General features: G+C 48.5%; 18 protein-coding genes and 2 pseudogenes. 9 read left to right on the top strand and 11 right to left on the bottom strand.

All coding sequences use genetic code 11. The features are described from left to right. Positions 1–185: 185 nt before the first annotated feature. Together AC58PQ_RS20805 and AC58PQ_RS20800 are read left to right on the top strand one after the other, a co-directional pair. Positions 186–1,364 carry a beta-ketoacyl synthase N-terminal-like domain-containing protein gene (locus AC58PQ_RS20805; RefSeq protein ID WP_497244889.1) on the top strand — a complete coding sequence of 393 codons (1,179 nt, stop codon included), beginning with the start codon at positions 186–188 and terminating at the stop codon, positions 1,362–1,364. Between the two features lie 11 nt (positions 1,365–1,375). Beyond that, a complete protein-coding gene (locus AC58PQ_RS20800; protein ID WP_497244887.1) occupies positions 1,376–3,373 on the top strand; it encodes a putative bifunctional diguanylate cyclase/phosphodiesterase in 1,998 nt (665 codons plus the stop codon). A gap of 170 nt (positions 3,374–3,543) precedes the next feature. Here the strand turns inward: AC58PQ_RS20800 and AC58PQ_RS20795 are convergent, their stop codons facing one another. From AC58PQ_RS20795 to AC58PQ_RS20770, 6 genes and pseudogenes are all read right to left on the bottom strand, one after another. Next, a complete protein-coding gene (locus AC58PQ_RS20795; protein ID WP_497244885.1) occupies positions 3,544–4,224 on the bottom strand; it encodes an ABC transporter permease in 681 nt (226 codons plus the stop codon). Continuing rightward, the gene (locus tag AC58PQ_RS20790) at positions 4,193–5,140 is read right to left on the bottom strand and encodes an ABC transporter ATP-binding protein (RefSeq protein ID WP_497244883.1); all 948 of its coding nucleotides are present in this window, start codon (positions 5,138–5,140) and stop codon (positions 4,193–4,195) included. Before AC58PQ_RS20790 ends, AC58PQ_RS20795 begins: the two co-directional genes overlap by 32 nt. 15 nt (positions 5,141–5,155) lie before the next feature. After that, the gene (locus tag AC58PQ_RS20785; protein WP_497244881.1) at positions 5,156–6,091 is read right to left on the bottom strand and encodes a sensor histidine kinase; all 936 of its coding nucleotides are present in this window, start codon (positions 6,089–6,091) and stop codon (positions 5,156–5,158) included. 1 nt (position 6,092) lies between these two features. After that, a complete protein-coding gene (locus AC58PQ_RS20780) occupies positions 6,093–6,791 on the bottom strand; it encodes a response regulator transcription factor (RefSeq protein WP_497244879.1) in 699 nt (232 codons plus the stop codon). A gap of 72 nt (positions 6,792–6,863) precedes the next feature. Continuing rightward, the gene (locus AC58PQ_RS20775; protein WP_497244877.1) at positions 6,864–7,658 is read right to left on the bottom strand and encodes an ABC transporter permease; all 795 of its coding nucleotides are present in this window, start codon (positions 7,656–7,658) and stop codon (positions 6,864–6,866) included. Positions 7,659–7,710: 52 nt separating this feature from the next. Further along, a pseudogene (locus AC58PQ_RS20770) lies at positions 7,711–8,382 on the bottom strand (ABC transporter ATP-binding protein); the annotation flags it as partial. 206 nt (positions 8,383–8,588) lie between these two features. Between AC58PQ_RS20770 and AC58PQ_RS20765 the strand changes: the two are divergent. The 4 genes from AC58PQ_RS20765 (at position 8,589) to AC58PQ_RS20750 (ending at position 12,159) form a co-directional block, all read left to right on the top strand. Continuing rightward, on the top strand, positions 8,589–9,101 hold the full coding sequence (locus AC58PQ_RS20765; RefSeq protein WP_497244875.1) for an SRPBCC family protein: 513 nt from the start codon (positions 8,589–8,591) through the stop codon (positions 9,099–9,101). Positions 9,102–9,116: 15 nt separating this feature from the next. Then, positions 9,117–10,133 carry an SDR family oxidoreductase gene (locus AC58PQ_RS20760; protein WP_497244873.1) on the top strand — a complete coding sequence of 339 codons (1,017 nt, stop codon included), beginning with the start codon at positions 9,117–9,119 and terminating at the stop codon, positions 10,131–10,133. Between the two features lie 142 nt (positions 10,134–10,275). Beyond that, positions 10,276–11,121 (top strand): MerR family transcriptional regulator, encoded by an 846-nt coding sequence (locus tag AC58PQ_RS20755; protein WP_497244871.1) that lies wholly within the window; start codon positions 10,276–10,278, stop codon positions 11,119–11,121. Between the two features lie 87 nt (positions 11,122–11,208). Next, positions 11,209–12,159, top strand: a complete 951-nt coding sequence (locus AC58PQ_RS20750) for an SDR family oxidoreductase (RefSeq protein ID WP_497244869.1) — start codon at positions 11,209–11,211, stop codon at positions 12,157–12,159. Positions 12,160–12,360: 201 nt separating this feature from the next. Here AC58PQ_RS20750 and AC58PQ_RS20745 read toward each other — a convergent pair whose 3' ends face one another. From AC58PQ_RS20745 to AC58PQ_RS20730, 4 genes and pseudogenes are all read right to left on the bottom strand, one after another. Further along, on the bottom strand, positions 12,361–12,486 hold the full coding sequence (locus AC58PQ_RS20745) for a hypothetical protein (protein WP_497244867.1): 126 nt from the start codon (positions 12,484–12,486) through the stop codon (positions 12,361–12,363). A gap of 56 nt (positions 12,487–12,542) precedes the next feature. Beyond that, positions 12,543–14,093: pseudogene (locus AC58PQ_RS20740) on the bottom strand (catalase); the annotation flags it as partial. Between the two features lie 168 nt (positions 14,094–14,261). Next, positions 14,262–15,104, bottom strand: coding sequence for an aldo/keto reductase (locus AC58PQ_RS20735; protein WP_497245030.1), 843 nt, complete (start codon positions 15,102–15,104; stop codon positions 14,262–14,264). Between the two features lie 20 nt (positions 15,105–15,124). Beyond that, positions 15,125–16,351, bottom strand: coding sequence for an MFS transporter (locus tag AC58PQ_RS20730; protein WP_497244865.1), 1,227 nt, complete (start codon positions 16,349–16,351; stop codon positions 15,125–15,127). A 137-nt stretch (positions 16,352–16,488) separates the two neighbouring features. Here AC58PQ_RS20730 and AC58PQ_RS20725 point away from each other — a divergent pair, with 137 nt between their 5' ends. Both AC58PQ_RS20725 and AC58PQ_RS20720 read left to right on the top strand, forming a co-directional pair. After that, on the top strand, positions 16,489–16,905 hold the full coding sequence (locus AC58PQ_RS20725; RefSeq protein WP_497244863.1) for a winged helix-turn-helix transcriptional regulator: 417 nt from the start codon (positions 16,489–16,491) through the stop codon (positions 16,903–16,905). Further along, positions 16,902–17,270, top strand: coding sequence for a DUF4180 domain-containing protein (locus AC58PQ_RS20720; protein WP_497244861.1), 369 nt, complete (start codon positions 16,902–16,904; stop codon positions 17,268–17,270). The genes AC58PQ_RS20725 and AC58PQ_RS20720 overlap by 4 nt, the downstream gene beginning before the upstream one ends. Positions 17,271–17,543: 273 nt before the next feature. Here AC58PQ_RS20720 and AC58PQ_RS20715 read toward each other — a convergent pair whose 3' ends face one another. After that, positions 17,544–18,209: an HAD family hydrolase gene (locus tag AC58PQ_RS20715; RefSeq protein WP_497244859.1), complete on the bottom strand. Its 666-nt coding sequence runs from the start codon at positions 18,207–18,209 to the stop codon at positions 17,544–17,546. 158 nt (positions 18,210–18,367) lie between these two features. Between AC58PQ_RS20715 and AC58PQ_RS20710 the strand changes: the two genes are divergently transcribed. Further along, on the top strand, positions 18,368–20,152 hold the full coding sequence (locus AC58PQ_RS20710; protein ID WP_497244857.1) for a methyl-accepting chemotaxis protein: 1,785 nt from the start codon (positions 18,368–18,370) through the stop codon (positions 20,150–20,152). Positions 20,153–20,297 lie beyond the last annotated feature (145 nt).

The raw sequence follows: 20,297 nt of genomic DNA, 5'->3' as shown, positions 1-20,297 counted from the left end.
AGGTTCACTTTTCATAGGGCTCAAGTCCCAAATGTCGAAAATGCTCGTAGGACCGCCCATTATTGAGAGCGCTGTCACTGGTAAATGCGAATAATTTTAATGATTTAAGTAGGATTTTGTAAGAAACTAGCGAATTTTATATATACATCATTTGATGATAATATATGCTTTTCGGAGGATTCCAAGTGGATAATGTAGTGATAACGGGTTATGGTATCAAGGCCCCTCATATTGATAATAAAATGCAATTCAAGACTGTTTTGGAACATGGCATATGCACGCATAAAGTGGTTAAGAGCGAGTTGAAGGATTTAGACTTTGTGTGTGGTGTTATCGAAAATGATTTTAAAGTGATCCGCGGGAAAAATCTGAAACGGTATCCAAGATTGGTTCGCTTTGCCATGGCGGCGGCTGATGATGCGATGGAGATGGCCGGCTTTGCAGACAGGGGTTCCCTTCGTATTGCAGTGATTGTGGGATCTTCCGCAGGCGGCATATCGGAAATTGAAGAACATTCCGCAGGCGGCGCCGTCTTTGAGAAAATACCCATTCAAAGCGTGGCAATCGTTAATATGCATAGCTTATCGTCAGCGGTGGCTCATCATTTGGATATTAAGGGCCAGGTCTACACAATTTCTACGGGGTGCACATCGAGTTCGGATGCGATCACGATGGGGAAATTGCTCCTAGAAAGCGGGATGGCGGATGTTTGTGTGGTCGGTGGTTCGGATGCGGCCATTACGAGTTGGAGTATGATGGGATTTTTAAAAATCCAAGGGATCGCGCCGGATGTCGATGTTCATGAAACGGGTGTACCCTTTTCTAATACGCATCAAGGATTTGTCATGGCCGAAGGGGCCGGAATTCTTATATTAGAACGTGAAAAGGAAGCGAAAGCCAGAAAGGCATCTATGTATGGTGTGATCAAAGGAGCTGCTTCTTGTAATGATGGCACATCTCTTTTGCAAAGCGATGAAACGGGACAGAATATGTTACAAGCACTTAAAGAGGCACTGGGCGGACAGACGCCATCCTATGTGAATAGCCAAGCTCTCGGACTAAAGGTGAATGACAGGATTGAAAGTATTGTGCATAACACTTTATTTGGTCAATCGGTACCGATTACATCCATTAAAGGGATGACAGGACATACGTTTGGATCGATGGGCGTCATTCAAGTTATTTCTGCGCTATTGAGTCTGGAATACGGCTTTATACCTCCGACGATTAAAACCAATGCGGAAGGATTCGAGGATCTGCCCATTGTGCTTGATACCGAGTATCGGAACATTGAAAGTGTAGCTATTACAACCCACGGATATGGAGGCAATAATACTTGCTTATTCGTCACCAAGAATGACTGAGAGGTGAATTTATGTTTTTGTTATTACTTTTTATCATTACTTTAATGCCGCTTATCGTTGGTTTAACCATTTTATTTATGTTCGAGAAAACAAAGATGGCGAGAGCAATCTTTTTGTTTTTATTTTTCGCTTCTATGTGGGAGTTAGATACCGTCTTTTTGTACGCCCATCATATCTTGTCTGAAACCGTCGTGGAGTTTTTATTTCGACTCTTCCGTTTTGGTTCGATCATGCTTACACCGGCCTTGATTTATGTGGCATATAGCATGGCTAGTGAGGTGAGTGATAGCCAGAAATCCCGATGGATTCGTGTAGCTGTTAGTAAGAAAATGGTCTATATCGCATTTGTTTGGGCATTCCTTGTGTATCTCATCGGTTGGACGAAGCTAGGGATCCAAGATTTTTACCTTGTGAAAACGGACAACTTTAGTGATTTTATGTTTCCGACTAACGGCCCCTGGGCAGGGTTTTATCAAGTGAATTTGGTGTTTTTTATGATTAGTTTAATATCTTGTATTGCCATAAGTCTGAAAATAACTGATGTGAATAAACGTACGTTTCTATTCGTTTTTTCTTCTGTTATAGCCGTTGGTTATGGCATAGGAATCTTAAATTTATTTGAGAGAAGCAGATTATTCCCTAGTGCTATTGCTGTTATCATTTTTGCGATTTCGACATTCATTGCTTTTACGCGCATGAATACGAAAATCATCAAATATATGGCTTATCATGATTCATTAACGGGTCTGCCGAACCAAAGATTGTTCAAAAGCCGACTACACCTTGCCTTAGAGGCAGCAAAGCGGAACAATAGTAATATTGCTGTTCTTTATATGGATCTAGATCGATTCAAACTTATCAACGACACGCTTGGACATAGTATTGGTGATATGCTGCTGCAGCATGTAGCTGAGCGAATTAAAGGATGCCTTAGTAAACAGGCTACGGTTTCGCGGCAGGGTGGCGATGAATTCACGATTATTCTAGCGGGTCTTACGCGTGAAGAACTAGACCAAGCGATCCAGGCTATTTTCAATGTATTTTCCCAACCTTTCAGATTAGAAGATTATCAATTATATGTCACCCCGAGCATTGGTATAAGCTTATTTCCGATGAGTGGCGATCAAGTGGATATCTTGATTAAACATGCAGATACGGCCATGTACCGTGCCAAAGAAAAGGGGAAAAACACCTATCAATTCTTTAACGAAACGATGGGAGTTCAGATTCATCAGAAGCTAAAAATGGAAAATGATCTTCGCAAAGCGTTAGAAAATAATCAATTTGTTGTCCATTATCAACCTAAGATCGATGTGATCTCAGGAGAAATTACAGGAGCTGAAGCGTTAATCCGTTGGCAGCATCCTGAATTAGGCTTCGTTTCCCCCGCAGATTTCATTCCCTTAGCGGAAGAAACGGGGTTAATTATTCCGATCGGTCAATGGGTATTACGTACAGCTTGTGAGCAATGTAAAGAGTGGCAAATGAAAGAGATGCCTGAATTGACGATTGCCGTTAATCTGTCCATGGTACAGTTGAGGCAGGAAAATTTTGTTGAAATGGTCGAGTTGGTGTTGGATGATACAGGACTCGATGCACGATATCTGGACTTCGAAATTACAGAGAGTAAAGCAATGAATAACGTCGATCTAATCATAGAGAAGCTAATAACTTTAAAAGAGTTAGGGGTTGGAATTGCGATTGATGATTTTGGGACAGGATACTCTTCGTTCGGTTATTTAAAGCAATTGCCCATTGATACATTGAAGATCGATAGATCATTTATCAATGACATAACGAACTCAGAGGATAATGCGGCAATTGTGCAAGCAATTATTGCGATGGCCCATATTTTGAAACTAAAGGTAGTGGCTGAGGGTGTTGAAACGGAGAAACAATACACCATGTTAGAACAATACAAATGCAATACTGTGCAGGGCTATTATCTGAGCAAGCCATTGGCGGCGGGGGATTTTGTGAGAATACTTCGTGCTGGCGTGGTGCGCTAACCTTCTTGTAGGTGCTTAGTCGCCTAAACATGGTTGTTATGCTGAAGCGTTTGCTGCAATACGCAGAGCTTATCAATTTGTAAGTGAATACAGAAAAAGGCCATCTGCGAAGATTCTGCGAAGATGGTCTTTTTCTCATGCATAGAGACGTAAATGGAAAACCTCCATCCCTACAACTGGCTCCTCCGCACGCCCGCATAAGCCATAAGTGCCCCGATCGCGAAGCACAACAAGGCTGCCATGACATAGGTACCGTAACTGACATCAACGGATATGTTATTGACAATCACCATCGTAGCGTTAGATATAATGAAGGCACTTACGATCAGCGCAGGCATTGTCTTCCGAAGCATGCCGAAATACAACGGAATTATCGATACACTCGCGCATAAAAAGGAGAAGATCAGTATACGAATGGCCTCTGCCAAAAGCCGATCACGAGTAAGCGTTTCGGTGATGTAATGGTAATGCGAATTGGCGAGTAAGAGCACGGATAGAATGAAGACGTCTGCGATTAACACCGTGGCAAAGGTCCAAGCTCCAATAATGACCAGCTTCGCTAGGAAAATCAGATTTCGAGGTACAGGGTAGGCGAAGAGGAGCGTAATCGTTTTGTTCCGATACTCGTCGATGACCATACGGGACATGAGCACCGAAGCGAAGATGATAAACGTTATCCCTGCATAATTCATAATGCTCAGAAAGGCACGGTCATAGCTACTGACTTCATTACTCGGCACGTCACTTCCCACGACCCACAGGGTGAGCACAAGAATGGTGATCACGAAGCTAAGCAACAACCCGCGCCACTTCGTTTTCTTAATTTCCAGCTTGATGAGCTTCCAAAGCATCGCGGTTTCCTCCTTCGATTAATCCGAGGAAATAGTCTTCGAGCGAGCGCGTCTTTTTGTTCAGCGCCTCGACGCTGATTTCATGCTGCACCAACAACCGATTCAGCTGGGCAGGTGCAAGATTCGGATCATAGATCCGGATGGCGTTGCGGTCCATGATTTTATAATTGGTGATAGCCAGCCTATCCTCCAACACAAGAACAGCTCGAGGTACATCGGATACGACAATCTCGATATACTCATTATGCCGTCCACGGACTTGCTCCATCGATACCTCTTCGAGCAGCTTTCCATGGTTTATGACACCAATGGTATCGGCTAATTGCTCAATTTCCTGTAAAATATGGCTCGAAATGAGCAACGTCATGCCAAATTCCTTGCTCAGCATGCGAAACAGATCGCGGATCTCGCGGATCCCCGACGGATCCATACCATTGATAGGCTCATCCAGAATGAGCAGCTCCGGCTTCGTACAGATCGCCCTCGCGATACCAAGCCTTTGCTTCATACCGAGTGAAAAATCCTTCACTGGTTTGTTGCCGATACCAGCCAGTCCGACCAGATCAAGCGTTTCGCTAATCGCTTTTTTATCATAATAGCCCATATATTCGCAATGCAGCTCCAAGTTAGCGCGGGCGGACAGATGTTCATAGAAGATGGGATACTCAATAATATTGCCAATCCGTTTCATTGTTTCGTAAGAATGGGGGGTAAGGGGTGCGCCGAACAATTCAATTTCCCCGCTTGTCGGGGTTATCAGATTGGTGATCATGCGCATGACCGTCGTTTTGCCCGCACCATTCGGACCGAGAAAGCCGTAGATCTCGCCGCGACGAACCTGTATGTTTACACCGGAGACAACATCGATCTGTTTATATCTTTTAGACAACTGTTTCGTTTGAAGAATGATGCTCATAGGATAAGGTTCCTTTCAAAAGCGGAGTAGGGGAAAACGGACCGTGAATACGGTCTTTTCATGAGGAATACTGTGCAGGGAAATGTTCCCTTCCATGAGTTCAACCAATCGCTTTGTAATGGTTAGACCGAGGCCGCTCCCTTGATAGGTCTGATTTCTGGAATCCTCTAGTGTGTAGAGACGCTCAAATACTTGCACACGATCCCGTTCACCGATGCCCTTGCCTTGATCCCAGATGTCGATGTAGATATAATCCTCATCTTGCCGCAGCGTGATGCCAACAATACCGCCGTCGTGACCGTATCGGATGGCGTTGGAGAGTAGATTCTGCAGCACACGTCCGAGTGCTTCCGTATTGCCGTAGGCATAGATCGGCTCCTCTGGAATGGCGACGTCCACTTCCAGTCCTTGTGCCTCGATCAGCTCATAATAGAAAAGAATGCCGTTCCGACAGGCTTCACTTAGATTAATTTTGGACAAAGGGACGGGACGATCTCCTGATTCCAGCCGCGCCAGATCGAAAAATTGATTCGTCAGATTAAGAATGTCGAGCGTTCTTTCGTGAACCTTGAGGGCGAGCCGTTTCCGTTCCTCATCATTGGCAGAGAGATCATGTACGAGCGTTTCTGTCAGACCCAGAACAACCGTAAGCGGCGTTTTCAGATCATGGGACATGTTGGCGACCATTTTTTTGATGGCGTTCTCCATGCGGGTGTAATCCGCTTTGACTTTGCGATTCGCATCCAAGAGCCGGTTAATGGCGATTAACAAGCTTTGGAGCTGTGAAGAATTGGTGTGAAGGAGGACTTTTTCGTGCGATTCGTTAGCGAGAATGTCGGTTAGCTTCGCTTGTAAAGAGCGAAGTTCACGAGACTGTTTTATTCTGTGACTTAATTGAACGATGGTAAGTAACCCGAGTAAGATACAAAGGGTGGGCCAAATCAACGTCATATCAGAAGTCCCCCATTTTATAACCAATCCCCCATACGGTCTTGATGTACCGAGGGTTCGCAGGATCGTCCTCAATCTTCTCCCTTAAACGTGAAATATGCACCTGAATCGCATTCACATCATCGTAATAAGCGTCATTCCATACGGAGCGATAGATGTGCTCTTTGGAGAAGGCTCGTTTGGGATGGGACATCAGCAATTTTAAAATAAGGAGTTCCTTCGCCGTGAGGTTGAGGGGGGCACCATTTTTGGTGACGAGATGCTCTTCCGGATGCAGCGTCAGCTCATGGATGCGTAAGAGGGCTTGCTCAGCACTCACAGGAGGGCTGGCATATTGGGATGCCCGCCGCAGTATTGCTTTTACACGTGCCGATAGCTCAATAAGGGAAAATGGCTTGGCCAAATAATCGTCAGCCCCGAAGCCAAGACCCAGCGCTTTCTCTACATCACTGTCCTTGGCAGACAGAATGAGAACGGGCACCGTGCTTCCGCTTCGCACCCTTCTCAGGACCTCCATGCCATCCACGCCAGGCAGCATCAGATCGAGCAGAATCATATCAAAAGCTTCCTCGGCAAAAAGCCGCAGCGCCGCCTCCCCATCAGGGGCATGTCGAACGGTGAGACTCTCTTTGGTTAAATGGTTTTGGACCATTTCAGCGATCGCCAGGTCGTCTTCTACAAGCAAAATGTGATTAGGCATGTCGTTTCCACCTTTTAACTTCATGTGCTTTCAGTATACTTCTTTACTCGCGCATATTGAAACCACGCTGCTCTAAATTGAAACATCACGCTTCGCGAATACGTACCACGCAAGGCCAAGGAAGAGAAGCTGATAGAACGCCAACATCATTAATGAAAAAGATAGTGACATACTAGCCATGAGCGGCCTGCCGTCTACATAACTAAGCAAATTGGTATTGGCGAAAATCAGGAATTTGGACCATTCAAACTTCTTGAGGATGTAGGCAAGCTGCCCGCCTGTCAGTAAGAAAAATAGGGAAATGCCGATGGCCATGGAGCTCGCACGGAACACAGATGAGAACATGAACGCGAGCGTAACCATGACGACCATTTCGATGCCGCTGTAGCCTATAGCTTTCCAACAGTAAGAAACATTCGAGAAAGCAGCACCAGCATGAAGCTCAGAAGCGCCACCGAATCCGAAAAAGATGCCACCCGTAAGGTACGCGGACACTAAAAGCAATATCGTAAGACCTAAGCCGAACAAGAGGACAGTTCCGAACTTGGAAAGCAGGATTGTGGAACGGCTAAACGGACGGATCAGCAGTAATTTGATCGTACCGCCCGAGAATTCGGAGGCCACAATACCCGCGGCAACGATGATCGTAAATAAGGTGACGATATCCATGAGATTCGGAATGGCGGAGAGGATCAAGTCTAGGAACTCCCATACATTGTTCACTTTAAGCTCGTCTTGGTCCGCGTATCGGCAGAGTAGGCCTACCGCGATAACAAGCATCGGAACGAGGGCAATCATTACCCAGCTGCCGATTTTGGTGAGTATCTTAATGCATTCATTTTGCACTAGTTTTGTGAAATTAAGCATAGCTAGCAACCTCCGTTAGCCCGATATATTTCTCTTCGAGTGTCTGTGTGTCAGATTGGGTCTGTAAGTCCGCAAGCGAGAAGGTTGATCGCAGACGGCCTTCGATCACGACACCGAAGCGATCGCACATTTGCTCCATTTCGGCGAGTAGATGAGAGGACACCATTACGGCAATGCCTTCTTCGGCGGCGAGTTGGCGGACGAGCTGGCGCATTTCACGAATGCCGGCGGGGTCGAGACCGTTGGTCGGCTCGTCGAGAATGAGCACCGCAGGTTTATGCAGCAGGGCTTGAGCAATACCAAGCCGCTGGCGCATGCCGAGCGAGTAGGTCTTCACTTTATCGTGAATGCGGGCGGAAAGCCCAACTAACTGCACGATCTGGTCGATGCGGCTTTGCGGGATATTCTCCGCCATGCGAGCGAATTGCTTGAGATTTTGCATCCCAGTGAGATGCTTGTACAGCTCGGGATTCTCGATGATCGCGCCAACGTGCCGAATCGCTTCTTGGAAGCCGCGGCGGATGCTGTGCCCGTTAATGGCGACATCGCCGTCGCTCATTCCGATTAAGCCGACCATCATGCGGATGGTCGTCGTTTTGCCAGCCCCATTTGGCCCGAGAAAGCCGAATACCTCACCAGGGAATAGATCAAAACTGATCTGATCCACAATGTTTTTATTTCGAATCCGTTTCGTCAGATTGCGTACTTCGACTACGGGTTGAATGTTCAAGGTGTTCATATGCGTACCTCCAATAAGTTTCATACGCTTATCTTACTGGATACTCCATGCAGGACTCTTTCCTAATTCTTACGAAAGTCTTTCGAATGCAACCCCAGTCGTATTTCTTGATAGAACTAGCATCTATAGGTAAGATAAAAGAAGGGAAAAGTTGTCATCGTTTCATAGGCACAGATCTAAGGAGGAGTCACATGATAGCTGACTTTCAACCCGCCCAAGGCGGATATTTGGCTCGGTATGAGCGTCATTGGCCTCATGCTGTAAAAGACGTATGGTCATGGTTGACGGAGAATGATAAGCTAGTGCAATGGTTCCCAGAGCTAGAGGTGGAGGAGCTTCGAGAAGGCGGTATCATCAAGTTTAATATGCCGGACGGCACGTTCATACCCATCAAAATTCTTGAGCTTACAACCCCTAGTGTGTTGGCCTACTCCTGGGACGAGGATCGCGTTCGATTTGAACTCCAAGATGAGCCAGACGGCGGATGCCGCTTAGTCTTTAGTGAGCATTTACATAAAATAACGGCCCATACGCCAAGGGATTTGGCTGGGTGGCACGTGTGCCTAGATGTGATCGAGGCGTTGATGGATGGGAAAACCATTGCATCACGTAAAGAAGTATGGAACGTATGGTATGAGCAGTACAAGCAACTAACAGAGGCCTATGTGACGGAACAGGCGCAATGTTGCTCTATACATAAATAAGACGGAGGCGATCATATGAAGGCGCTATTTATTGGCGGAACAGGAACCATTAGCTCCGCGATTACTAGACAGCTGTTAGCCACCGGCTGCGAGCTGTATCTGTTGAATCGCGGCACGCGCAATACAGACTTGCCAGAGGGTGCGCGAATCCTCCAGGCGGATATCAACGATGAAGCCTATGTTGCCAAGTTAATCGAAGACTTATCGTTCGATGTGGTCGCGGATTTCATCGCGTTCGAGCCTTCACAGCTGGAGCGGGATTATCGTCTTTTTCAGGGTAAAACAAAGCAGTTCATGTTTATTAGCTCGGCATCGGCGTATCAGACGCCGCTATCCGATTACCGCATCACCGAAGGGACGCCATTATCTAATCCATTATGGGCATATTCCAGGAACAAAATCGCTTGCGAAGAGTATTTGATCAAGCAGTACAGGGAGCAAGGCTTCCCGATCACGATTATTCGACCAAGCCATACCTATGATGAGCGCTCCATCCCCCTTGGTGTGCACGGCACTAAAGGCAGTTGGCAGGTGGCGAAGCGCATGCTGGAGAACAAACCGGTGATCATACACGGTGACGGTACTTCTTTGTGGACGATGACGCACAACAGCGATTTTGCCAAAGGGTTCATCGGGCTCATGGGCAATCTCCATGCGATCGGAGAGTCCGTTCACATCACGTCAGACGAGACGCTGACTTGGAATCAAATCTACGAAGCGATTGCCGATGCGCTTGGCGTGAAGCTTCATGCGGTGCATGTGGCGTCTGAGTTTCTGGATGCTTGCAGTACGCAAGACTACCAGGGCGGATTGCTCGGGGATAAGGCGAATTCCGTTGTTTTTGACAACGCGAAGTTAAAGCGGCTTGTGCCAGATTTCGTGGCTACAACCCGATTTGACCAAGGGATCAAGCGCACCATCGCCAATATTCTGGCTAATCCTGAGCTGCAACGGGAAGATCTGGAATTTGATGTGTGGTGTGATAAAGTGGTTGGAGCGTTGGAAGCAGCGCGTAATGCAATCATAGCGTAATTGTAAGAAGACACACTCGAGCTGAGGGTGTCTTTTCTTCATTTCTTAAGTGGGCGAAGCAAGCTTCAATTTGCTCCCCCTTTTTTATAGTGAAATCCGTATAATGGGAATATTAGGATGCGCATGGGGGAGGCAGGGCATTATGTCGAATTTCATTAGAATCGGACTATTTTCCAAAATCGCACAGGTCACTATACGGACTCTACGCCATTACGATGAGCGCGGATTATTGAAGCCTGCTTATATCGATGCAACGACAAGCTATCGCTACTACACCTATGAACAACTCATCCGTATTCATCAGATTGTTGTGCTGAAGGAAACGGGATTCTCGCTAGATGAGATCGCCACGATGATCGATCAGGCACTCACGATGGAGGATATGAAGCGCATGATGCACAAGAAGAAAATAGAGCTAGCTACCCAAATCGAAGAGGCCAGTCAGCAAATGACGCGCATTGAAGCTAGATTACATCAACTGGAACAATTGGGCGAGACGCCAGCCTATGAGGTTGGGATCAAGCAGGTGCCGGCGCTTTATGTGGCTGGACTTCGCCAAATCGTACCGCGACCCCAAGATATGCCCGTCTACCGCTGCCGTATGTTCGAGGAACTTGAAGAGGGGCTAGGCGGGAGCGCGATGACGGCTAACATGCAGCAAGAGTACGTTCTGTATCACATGACGGAGTTCATTGAAGAGAATTTCGATATCGAGGTGGCGTTTAGCTTCCAGTCTTTAGCGAACCTCAGCCCTAACGCCCCCATCACCGTGTATGAAATACCCGCAGAACCCATGGTGGCAAGCCTTGTTTACAAAGGCCCTTTTATGGGCGTTGGAGATGGCATTCTGGCGCTTTTTACATGGCTCGGCGTTAATGGCTATTCGCAAATCGGTCCAGTGCGAGAGCTGCATTTGTTTGGCAGAGAAAACCACCTTCATGACTACAACAATGTCGTTGTGGAGCTGCAAGTCCCCATTTCTAAATAGGACGCCGTAATTTGCAAAATGCCTCTTGACTCTCCCGTTACGGAAGACAATATCGTTAGGATATCGAAGACGAGGGGGGCATGAAGGATGAGTGAACAGGTTAATGTGATTTTTGGAACGGGGCCACTAGGCATGGCAGTTATGCGGGAATTGAAGCAGCGTGGGGTGCAGCGGATTCGAATGGTGAATCGCAGCGGCAAGTTGTCCACCGTGGATGATGCGTCTATTGAAGTTGTAAAAGGGGATGCTGCCCAGCAGGCTGACGCCATAGCGCTGTGTAAGGATGCTTCCGTGGTGTACCACTGCGCACATCCGGGCTACACGAACTGGCCGACGCAATTCCCTGGCCTTACCCGAGGGATTATGGAGGGTGCAGCCGCCGCAGGGGCGAAGCTGATCTATGGCGATAACCTGTACATGTACGGTCAAGTGAATCAGCCCCTAACCGAGAACCTACCTCACCGTGCAATGGGAAAAAAGGGACGAACACGCGCCCAGATGGCGGAGGAATTGCTGCTTGCGCATCAATCAGGCAAGGTCCGCGTGGCGATTGGCCGCGCGTCGGACTTCTATGGCCCCGGGGTGAGGCAGTCCTCCCTGGGCGAGCGTGTTTTTGACTTTGCCTTAAGCGGCAAGCCCGTAAGTCTGCTAGGTAATCTAGATATACCGCATACCTACACATATATTGATGACTTTGCCAAAGGACTCGTGACCCTCGGTCAAGAGGAGCGTGCTTTGGGTGAAGTTTGGCACATCCCGAGTGCGAAGACGATCACAACGCGGGAGATGTTGGAGATAATTTTCGACGAGCTAGGCTCCACAAGGAAAATTAGCACATTATCCCGCGGCATGGTTACGTTTATCGGTCTTTTTCATCCGATGTTGAGGGAAATTAAAGAGGTCTTCTACGAATTTGAGCAACCTTTCATTCTCGATCACAGCAAATTTGTCGCTGCCTTTGGCCCGCAAACGACGACTCCGCATGAGGAAGCCATTATGCAAACGGTGCGCTGGTATAAGGAAATGAGGCTGGCTTAGGGAGTTCGATAGCCAGGGAATCTTAGTTCGCTATTCGTTTGTTTAGGGAGGTTTTTGGGTGCTTATCGGATCGATAGCTGAACCACGTTCTGTATCGCTTCTTTCAGCCTAAAGAGGGGATCTCATCCTCTGTAGTGATGAAAATCAGCGTTACAGCATCAGCAGTAGTGTTTTCTGCCGCTGTAGTGATGTTTTTCACGCTTATAGCGTGCAAATGTAGCCTAAAGAGGGGATCTCATCCTCTGTAGTGATGAAAATCAGCGTTACAGCATCGGCCGTAGCGTTTTCTGCCGCTGTAGTGATGTTTTGCACGCTTACAGCGTGCAAAGTCCCCTCCCCAACCCCAAAAGGCACCCATCAAGGGTGCCTTCCTCTTTCACTACCTAATAGCCGTCCGTCCGCTGTCCGGCGCCCTCCGCCAGTTCAGCTCCCGCCTTCGCTGCATCAGACCCGAGGTGCTCCTGCTCAACCTTCGCCTGAGCGAGCCCCTCCGACACCCGCCGGCCGTAATCAGCATCAGCCTGCGTAAAATAGCCAATCATGTTCGCCTGTATCACAGGCTTACAGGTCTTCAAAGCATCCACCAAATTCGCGATCAACTCATCGCGCTCTGAATCCTCAAACTTGCGGTACGTATCGCCCGCCTGCCCAAAATCATTCGTTCGGCTGATTTTCTCACGAACGAGCCGATCATTGTACATCGGCTGATGCTCGCGGCCCGAAGGCGTCGCTTCCTGCAACCCGCCGAGCGAGGAGGGCTCGTAATTCACATGTGGATTTTGGCCGTGGGCCTTGTCCACCATCAACGTCATCTGCCCATCCCGCTGATTCGTCGCAACCGACGATTTCGGCGCATTGATCGGCAGCTGCAAATAATTCGTCCCCACGCGATACCGCTGCGTATCCGAGTAGGAGAAGGTCCGTCCCTGCAGCAGCTTATCGTCCGAGAAGTCGAGGCCGTCGACGAGAACACCAGTCCCGAAAGCGGCCTGCTCCACCTCCGCAAAATAGTTCTCCGGATTGCGATCCAGCACCATTTTGCCCACCTTTCGAAAAGGAATCTTCTCATGATCCCACAGCTTCGTCGGGTCGAGCGGGTCGAAATCGAGTTCTGGGTGCTCGTCGTCGCTCAAAATCTGCACACATAACTCCCACTCCGGAAAATTACCGCGCGCGATCGCTTCATATAAATCCTGCGTGGCATGGCTGATATTTTTGCCCTGAATCGCCTCAGCTTCGGACTGCGTAAGGTTCTTCATCCCTTGCTTCAGCGGCTCCCAGTGGTATTTGACCAGCACCGCATCCCCATTCTGATTGACCCACTTGTACGTGTTGACGCCCGACCCCTGCATCTGCCGATAGTTGGCCGGAATGCCCCAAGGGGAGAAGAGGAAGGTGATCATATGCGTCGCCTCCGGCGTATTCGAGACGAAATCGAACATTTTCTCCGGATTTTGCAGGTTCGTGACCGGGTCTGGCTTGAACGCGTGCACCATATCGGGGAATTTCAACGGATCGCGGATGAAAAAGATTTTCAAATTATTGCCGACTAAGTCCCAGTTGCCATCCTCGGTATAAAATTTCGTGGCGAAGCCGCGCGGATCGCGCAGCGTTTCTGGCGAGTACGTGCCGTGTACCACGGTCGAAAAACGCACAAAAACAGGGGTGCGCTTCCCCTTTTCCTGAAAAAGCTTAGCCCGCGTATACGTAGAGACCGGCTCATCGCCGACCGTGCCATACGCCTCAAAATACCCGTGAGCCCCAGCGCCCCGCGCATGCACGACCCGTTCTGGAATTCGCTCCCGATCAAAATGGGAAATCTTCTCGATATAATGGTAATTTTCGAGCGTCGAAGGGCCGCGATTGCCAATAGTGCGGATGTTTTGATTATCCGAAATCGGATGGCCTTGACGGTTCGTTAAGGTCATTTTGCTTGTGTCTGTAGTCGTATTCGGATCGATTTTATCTGTACTCATTTGCGTGGAACATCCTCCTAAACGTAGTTAGAAGTAACTTTTACCAGTACAAGGGAAATTATTCCTTGCCAAAAAGTCCTCACCCTCTTTCCGAAGAAAGGAGGCAAGGACTTAGAACTTACCGACTTAAAAATCAAAATTGTCCGGATCTGGCCCGACACGCAGATTCTGATTCATCCCATTGATCGCAGCCATGTCTTCATTCGTCAATTCAAAATCGAAGATCGAACCATTTTCCACAATACGATGCTCCTTGGTTGACTTCGGAATCGTTACGATACCGCGTTGGAAATCCCACTGCAAGATGATTTGCGCAATGGATTTGCCATGACGTTCAGCTAATGCCTTGAGCTTAGGGTTATCCAAAAGCTGACCCTGCATCAGGGGTGACCAAGCTTCCAACTGGATGCCATGCTTTTTACAAAAATCGTGCAAGTCCGTTTGAGCAAGGAGGGGGTGAAGCTCCACTTGGTTGACCATTGGTTTAATCGTGGCGGTGCCCATGACGTCCTCCAAATGATGAATTTGGAAATTGCTTACGCCGATCGCTTTGACGCGCCCCTCTTGGTAGAGCGTCTCTAGCGCTCGCCACGCCTCCACATATTTACCTTGGACAGGCCAATGAATGAGGTACAGATCGAGATAATCCAAGCCGAGCTTCGCTAAGCTCGCTTCATAGGCAGCTAGGGTAACTTCATAGCCAAGATCGGCATTCCATACTTTCGACGTCACGAAAAGCTCCTCACGCGAGATGCCGTACGCCGCCATACCTTCGCGAATCCCTTGTCCCACGCTGCTTTCATTGCCGTAAATCGCCGCAGTATCGATACTGCGATAGCCAAGCTTCATAGCTGCTTTCACAGCTTTCACGACCTCCGGGCCGTCCTCTACCTTAAATACACCAAGACCCAGCCATGGCATAGCAACGCCATTATGAAGTGTAGTTACAGCTTGTAGGTTGTTGTTCATCGTGTTTTGTAGATCGTTTGTCATTGCGGTATTCCTCCTAAAATGGTGGGTATTGATTGGGTTGTTTTTTGATCTGATTTTTCAAGACTGCGGCTCCAAACAGTGAGAATGACGGCCCCGAATACCATCAATCCACCCATCCATGTGGTATGAATCAGTCCGATGGAGTCCGTAATGATACCGCCTAAGAACGCTCCGCCAGCAATACCTGCGTTGAAAGCAGCAATGTTGAAGGCTGATGCTACATCCTTGGCCTCGGGAGCGAATCGTTCAGCGAGCTGTACGACATAAATTTGCAGCCCAGGTACGTTCATGAAAGCGAGTAGTCCCATTGCAAATATCGTAAGTAAGCCTACGGCTTTGAACGGCGCTGTAAACATAAAGAGAAACAGCACGAGGGACTGTAAAAGAAACATGATGAGCAACGCTTTGCTCACATTGCGGTTGGCTAAGCGGCCTCCGATGATATTGCCGATGGCAATGGCAACCCCATACAGTAGCAGAATCAACGCAACCGTATGCTCTTGAAACCCTGTGATCTCATGTAGCAACGGAGATAAATACGTAAACACCACGAACGTGCCGCCGTATCCTAAGGCTGTAATCGAAAAGGCGAGCAGCAGTCGCCCATTTGTGACCAGCTTCAGCTGAGTATCAAGCCGCGTGCGGGTGCCCTTGCGCAAATTCGCGGATACCAACACCAAGTTCGCGATGAGCGCCACCACGCCAATCGCAACAATGGCGAAGAACGCGGCCCGCCAGCCTAGCTGCTGGCCGAGGTAAGTGCCGATCGGCACACCGGTTACGGTGGCGACGGTAAGACCCGAGAACATCAGCGCAATCGCGCTGGCTCTGCGGTTCTCGGGCACAAGATCAGCGGCGATGGTCGAGCCAATCGACATGAAGACGCCGTGCGCCAGCGAGGATATGACGCGAGCGATTAGCAGCATCACGATGCTGCCTGCGGTGGCAGCTAATAGATTACCTGCGATGAACACAAGCATGATCCAGAGCAGCAGCGTTTTGCGTGAGATGGTTGAGGTGATCGATGTTAAAATTGGTGCACCAAAAGTAACCCCAAGTGCATACAACGTGACGGTTAAACCCGCACCCGTGATGGATATATGTAGGTCTTCAGCAATGAGCGGAAGCAGTCCGACACTGATAAACTCGGTTGTGCCAATGGCAAAGGCGCTAACCGCGAGGGCAAGCAGCGCCAGCGTATTTCGATGGGTTTCTTGTTTCATAGCATTCACTCCAAACTTGTATGTCCCGGCCGGTAAGTGCTATTATCATGCATAATAGTTCGATTGACTAGTACGTACTTATAAGTACGGTAGGTACTTTTTAGTACCTATAGGTAGAATGGGAGGAGAATAGCCGCATGGGGAAAAAAATGTACAATATTTCCGTGGAGGCCACCCTAGAAGTCATTGGGGGGAAGTGGAAATGTGTCATTCTCTGCCATTTGACCAACGGTAAGAAGCGCACAAGTGATCTCAAGCGGCTCATGCCGAGAATCACACAAAAAATGCTGACGCAACAGCTCAGAGAGCTCGAAGATGACGGGATTGTGAAGCGGATCGTGTATAATCAAGTGCCGCCGAAGGTGGAGTATGAGCTCAGCGAATACGGGGCAAGTTTGAAGCCGATTTTGGACTCGCTCTGTATGTGGGGGGAGACGCATATCATCAAGGAATATGGAGATAAATTCGCCGTCCTTGAGGAAAATGTACTGAATAAAAGGGACGAAGAGGAGCTTACTCCCGAGTATATGGAGAAAGAGGTAGAAATGACATGAACACAACGATCAATCAGAGGGGCGATTCCCAAGTTGCCATCGTAGAGAGCACGGACATTCTGATCAGCAACGGTCAGGATGCGCTAGATTTAATGGCAAACGTCCGATACTTAACGGGATGCGACAAGTTTATCATTCATCAGTGGAATTTGACCGAGGAATTCTTTGAGCTCAAAACAAAACTTGCTGGCGATGTTCTCCAGAAATACACGAACTATCAGATGAAAATGGCCGTTGTCGGCGATTTCGACCAGTACGACAGCAAAAGCCTCCGTGATTTCATCTACGAGTGCAACCACGGCAAGCAGTTCTTCTTCGTCAAGGACGAGCAGGCTGCGTTGGATGCCTTGCATGGTGTGAAGTAGTGGCTTAGCCCGACGCCGCGGCTCCCCAAACCAACAAAAATGAAGCAGTGCAGGATCACCCCTGCGCCGCTTCTTTTTGCCCGCACTGACCGGGTCGCACCTTTTTCACATCAACCATGCTGACCGTCGAGGAGATGACGTATGCAGGGCGTATGAGAATCATTATCAATTAAATAATCAGAACCGTCAATACAAGCTTTTCTAGCTGCGTTGCGAGGTTTGGCCTGTAAGTTAGCGTACATTGATCTCAGCAAATGGGACTCACTCTAATGCTTATTTACCTACAAGGTCGAGCAACGCGGTCAGAGACAGCTCCTCTAACGATTGCACTGTACGCGGTTCCCCGTCAAAAGCGAGAAACTTCGTAACCGGGTTGGTCACTGTAATGTAGTGCATACCTGCCGCGGCTGCTGCGCGAGCGCCGTTAGGTGAATCCTCGATCGCAATAGCCTCATGCGGTTGTACGCCAAGATCCTTCAGCGCGAGCTCATAAAGCTCGGGATGAGGCTTCACCAAAGCAACATCCTCTGCGGTGCGAATCGTTTCAAAATATCGGCCAATCCCCAGCTGTGCCAGATACTTATCGACCCAAGCTCGCTTGGAGCTGGAGGCTAAGCCAATGCGCAGGCCTAATTCTTGGGCCCCCACTAAATAATCAAGAATACCTGGACGGATGACTTCTTGCGCCATCATCTGAGTATGTCTGTTATATACGTCTTGGCGAAGCTCCTCACGATCCAGAGGCGCCTTCAAGTCCGTAATCAGATAGTCATAAGGATCGAATACATGGAGGGAGGTCCCGATACATTGCCCGTACATCTCCAAAGTCAGTTCCGCTTTATGCTCCAGGTAAATCTCTCGAAACGCCTCATACCAAGCCGTCTCCGTATCCAGAATCGTGCCGTCAAAATCAAAAATAAGCGCTCGAATCGCTGGCATCTCCCTACAACTCCTTTTCGCAATCATTCTCGAAATAAATTCTAAATAAAATAGGGGAAGGGTTTCTAAAAAATTTGTCGAAATCTAGAAGACTAGCCTGTAATACCAATATTTACATAACTACCGTGCTGTACAATTCTGGAGGTGTTTTTGTAATCATGTCACAAGCTAAACCACAAGGCAAGCAAGCATCGGTAAGCTTTTTTCGTTCGCTGTCTTTTAAAATTTCCGCCTGGACGGCCACCTGTTATATTCTCCTTTGCGTGCTGCTAACCTTTGTTTCATATCAACAGCATGGGCGCCAAATGTCAGATAACTTGGGCGCGCTTGAAGGTATTTTCCATGCGCCGCTTATGCAGAAGATAGATTACATTGAGAAAGCAAAGATCGAATTGAAGAAAAGTCAGGACGCGTACAAATACGAGCCTGCTGTGATGAATGTGCAGGAGGATATGGACCGTGTTTCACAAAGTGAATTGGTAGAGAATGCCTACCTATTTTACCCGGAATGGACAACATCAGAGGGAGAACCAGCCCTCTTGAACTTATTATCCAATGCAGAGCTCTATGTTGACGAGAAGCCAGCTGAGCCTTATGTACCGGTACCTGAGCTGCGAGAAGCGCTAGAGGAAGCGGAGAAAACAGGCGTTGGCATTACAGGTAAGTACTCAGATTCACTGGGAACATGGGTGAGTGCAGTCAGTGCGATTCGAGATAAGGATGGCAAACTCGTCGCTTTCGCTGGACTTGATTTTGATTACAGCGTTATTCAGGCTCAAATGTCGAAATACACCATCCAGTCGTTATGGATCGGATTCATTGCAATTGTGCTTGGGACGCTCTTCATCACAATCATTGTAAGACTGTATCTGCGCCAGATTACCCCGTTGGTTAAGCTTGCGCAGGCGGCAGCAGCAGGGGATTTATCAGAATCAGCGCTTATCAAAAGCAAAAGTCGCGATGAGTTGGGTGAACTCGGTAATCATCTCAAAGAGATGGTAGGCAATCTTCGTGGGCTCATTGTCCAGATCGCACAGGCTGCTCAGCAAGTCTCAGCCGCATCGGAATCACTACAAACAGGCGCTCAGCAGACAAATGAGTCCACAGCCTCTGTCTCGGATATGATGGGGCAGCTCGCTTCGCATTCGGAGCAGCAGCGTCAGGGCACGGAGGAAAGCAGCCATGCCATGAATGAAATGGCCGTTGGGATTCAACGCGTAGCCGAATCAGCAGGACATGCCACGGATATTTCTGGCCATGCACGCGCGCATACGAGCGAAGGCAATGCGCGGATGGGGCAAAGCATGCTGCAAATTACGGAAGCGCTGCGTTCCGTACAGGAGGCCGTACAAGCCATTCAGAGCTTGAAATCGATGTCCGAGGAAATCGGAGAGATCACGGTCCTCATCACGAATGTGACAAGACAAACCAATTTACTTGCGCTGAATGCCTCGATTGAGGCAGCGAGAGCGGGCGAGCACGGTAAAGGCTTCGTTGTCGTATCCACGGAAATCCGCAAGCTTGCGGATCAATCCCGACTGGCGACAGAGCGAATTGCTGAACTCGTTGAGCGCGTACAACATGAGACGGGAGCCGCTGTTATCGCGATGGATCGCGGTCTTGGGGAAGTGGAGGCCATGCAGGCTGTCGTGGAGAAAACTGACGGCACCTTCAAGGATCTCTCTAGCACGGTTCAGGAGGTTGTCGATCAGATGACCGATGTATCCGCCGTATCGGAGCAAATGTCAGCAAGCTCGGAAGAGGTTCTAGCTGGCATTGAGGAGATGGCGGAGCTAACTCGGATGACAACGGAGCTTACACAAGCCGTTGCAGTCGCTACGGAGCGCCAGTTGACGACGATATCGGAGGTTTCCAGAACAGCTAACGAATTAAGCGGCATGTCGAATGAGCTTCAATTGGCTGTGGCTCGGTTTAAGGTATAAGTGCAATACGATGGATAAAGTAGGGATGCCCTCGGGCCAATGTCATTAAGTTACGCTCAAAAACTAGGATGAGAATAGAATTGTAATCTGAAACGGCATGGGATAAGCCCTGTGCCGTTTGTTTTTTTTGCAAGCAAGTAAAAAT

It is taken from the genome of Paenibacillus sp. J22P143 (assembly GCF_059692035.1).
Note: the sequence above shows the minus strand (reverse complement) of the source record. Positions and strands in the feature narration are given on the sequence as shown.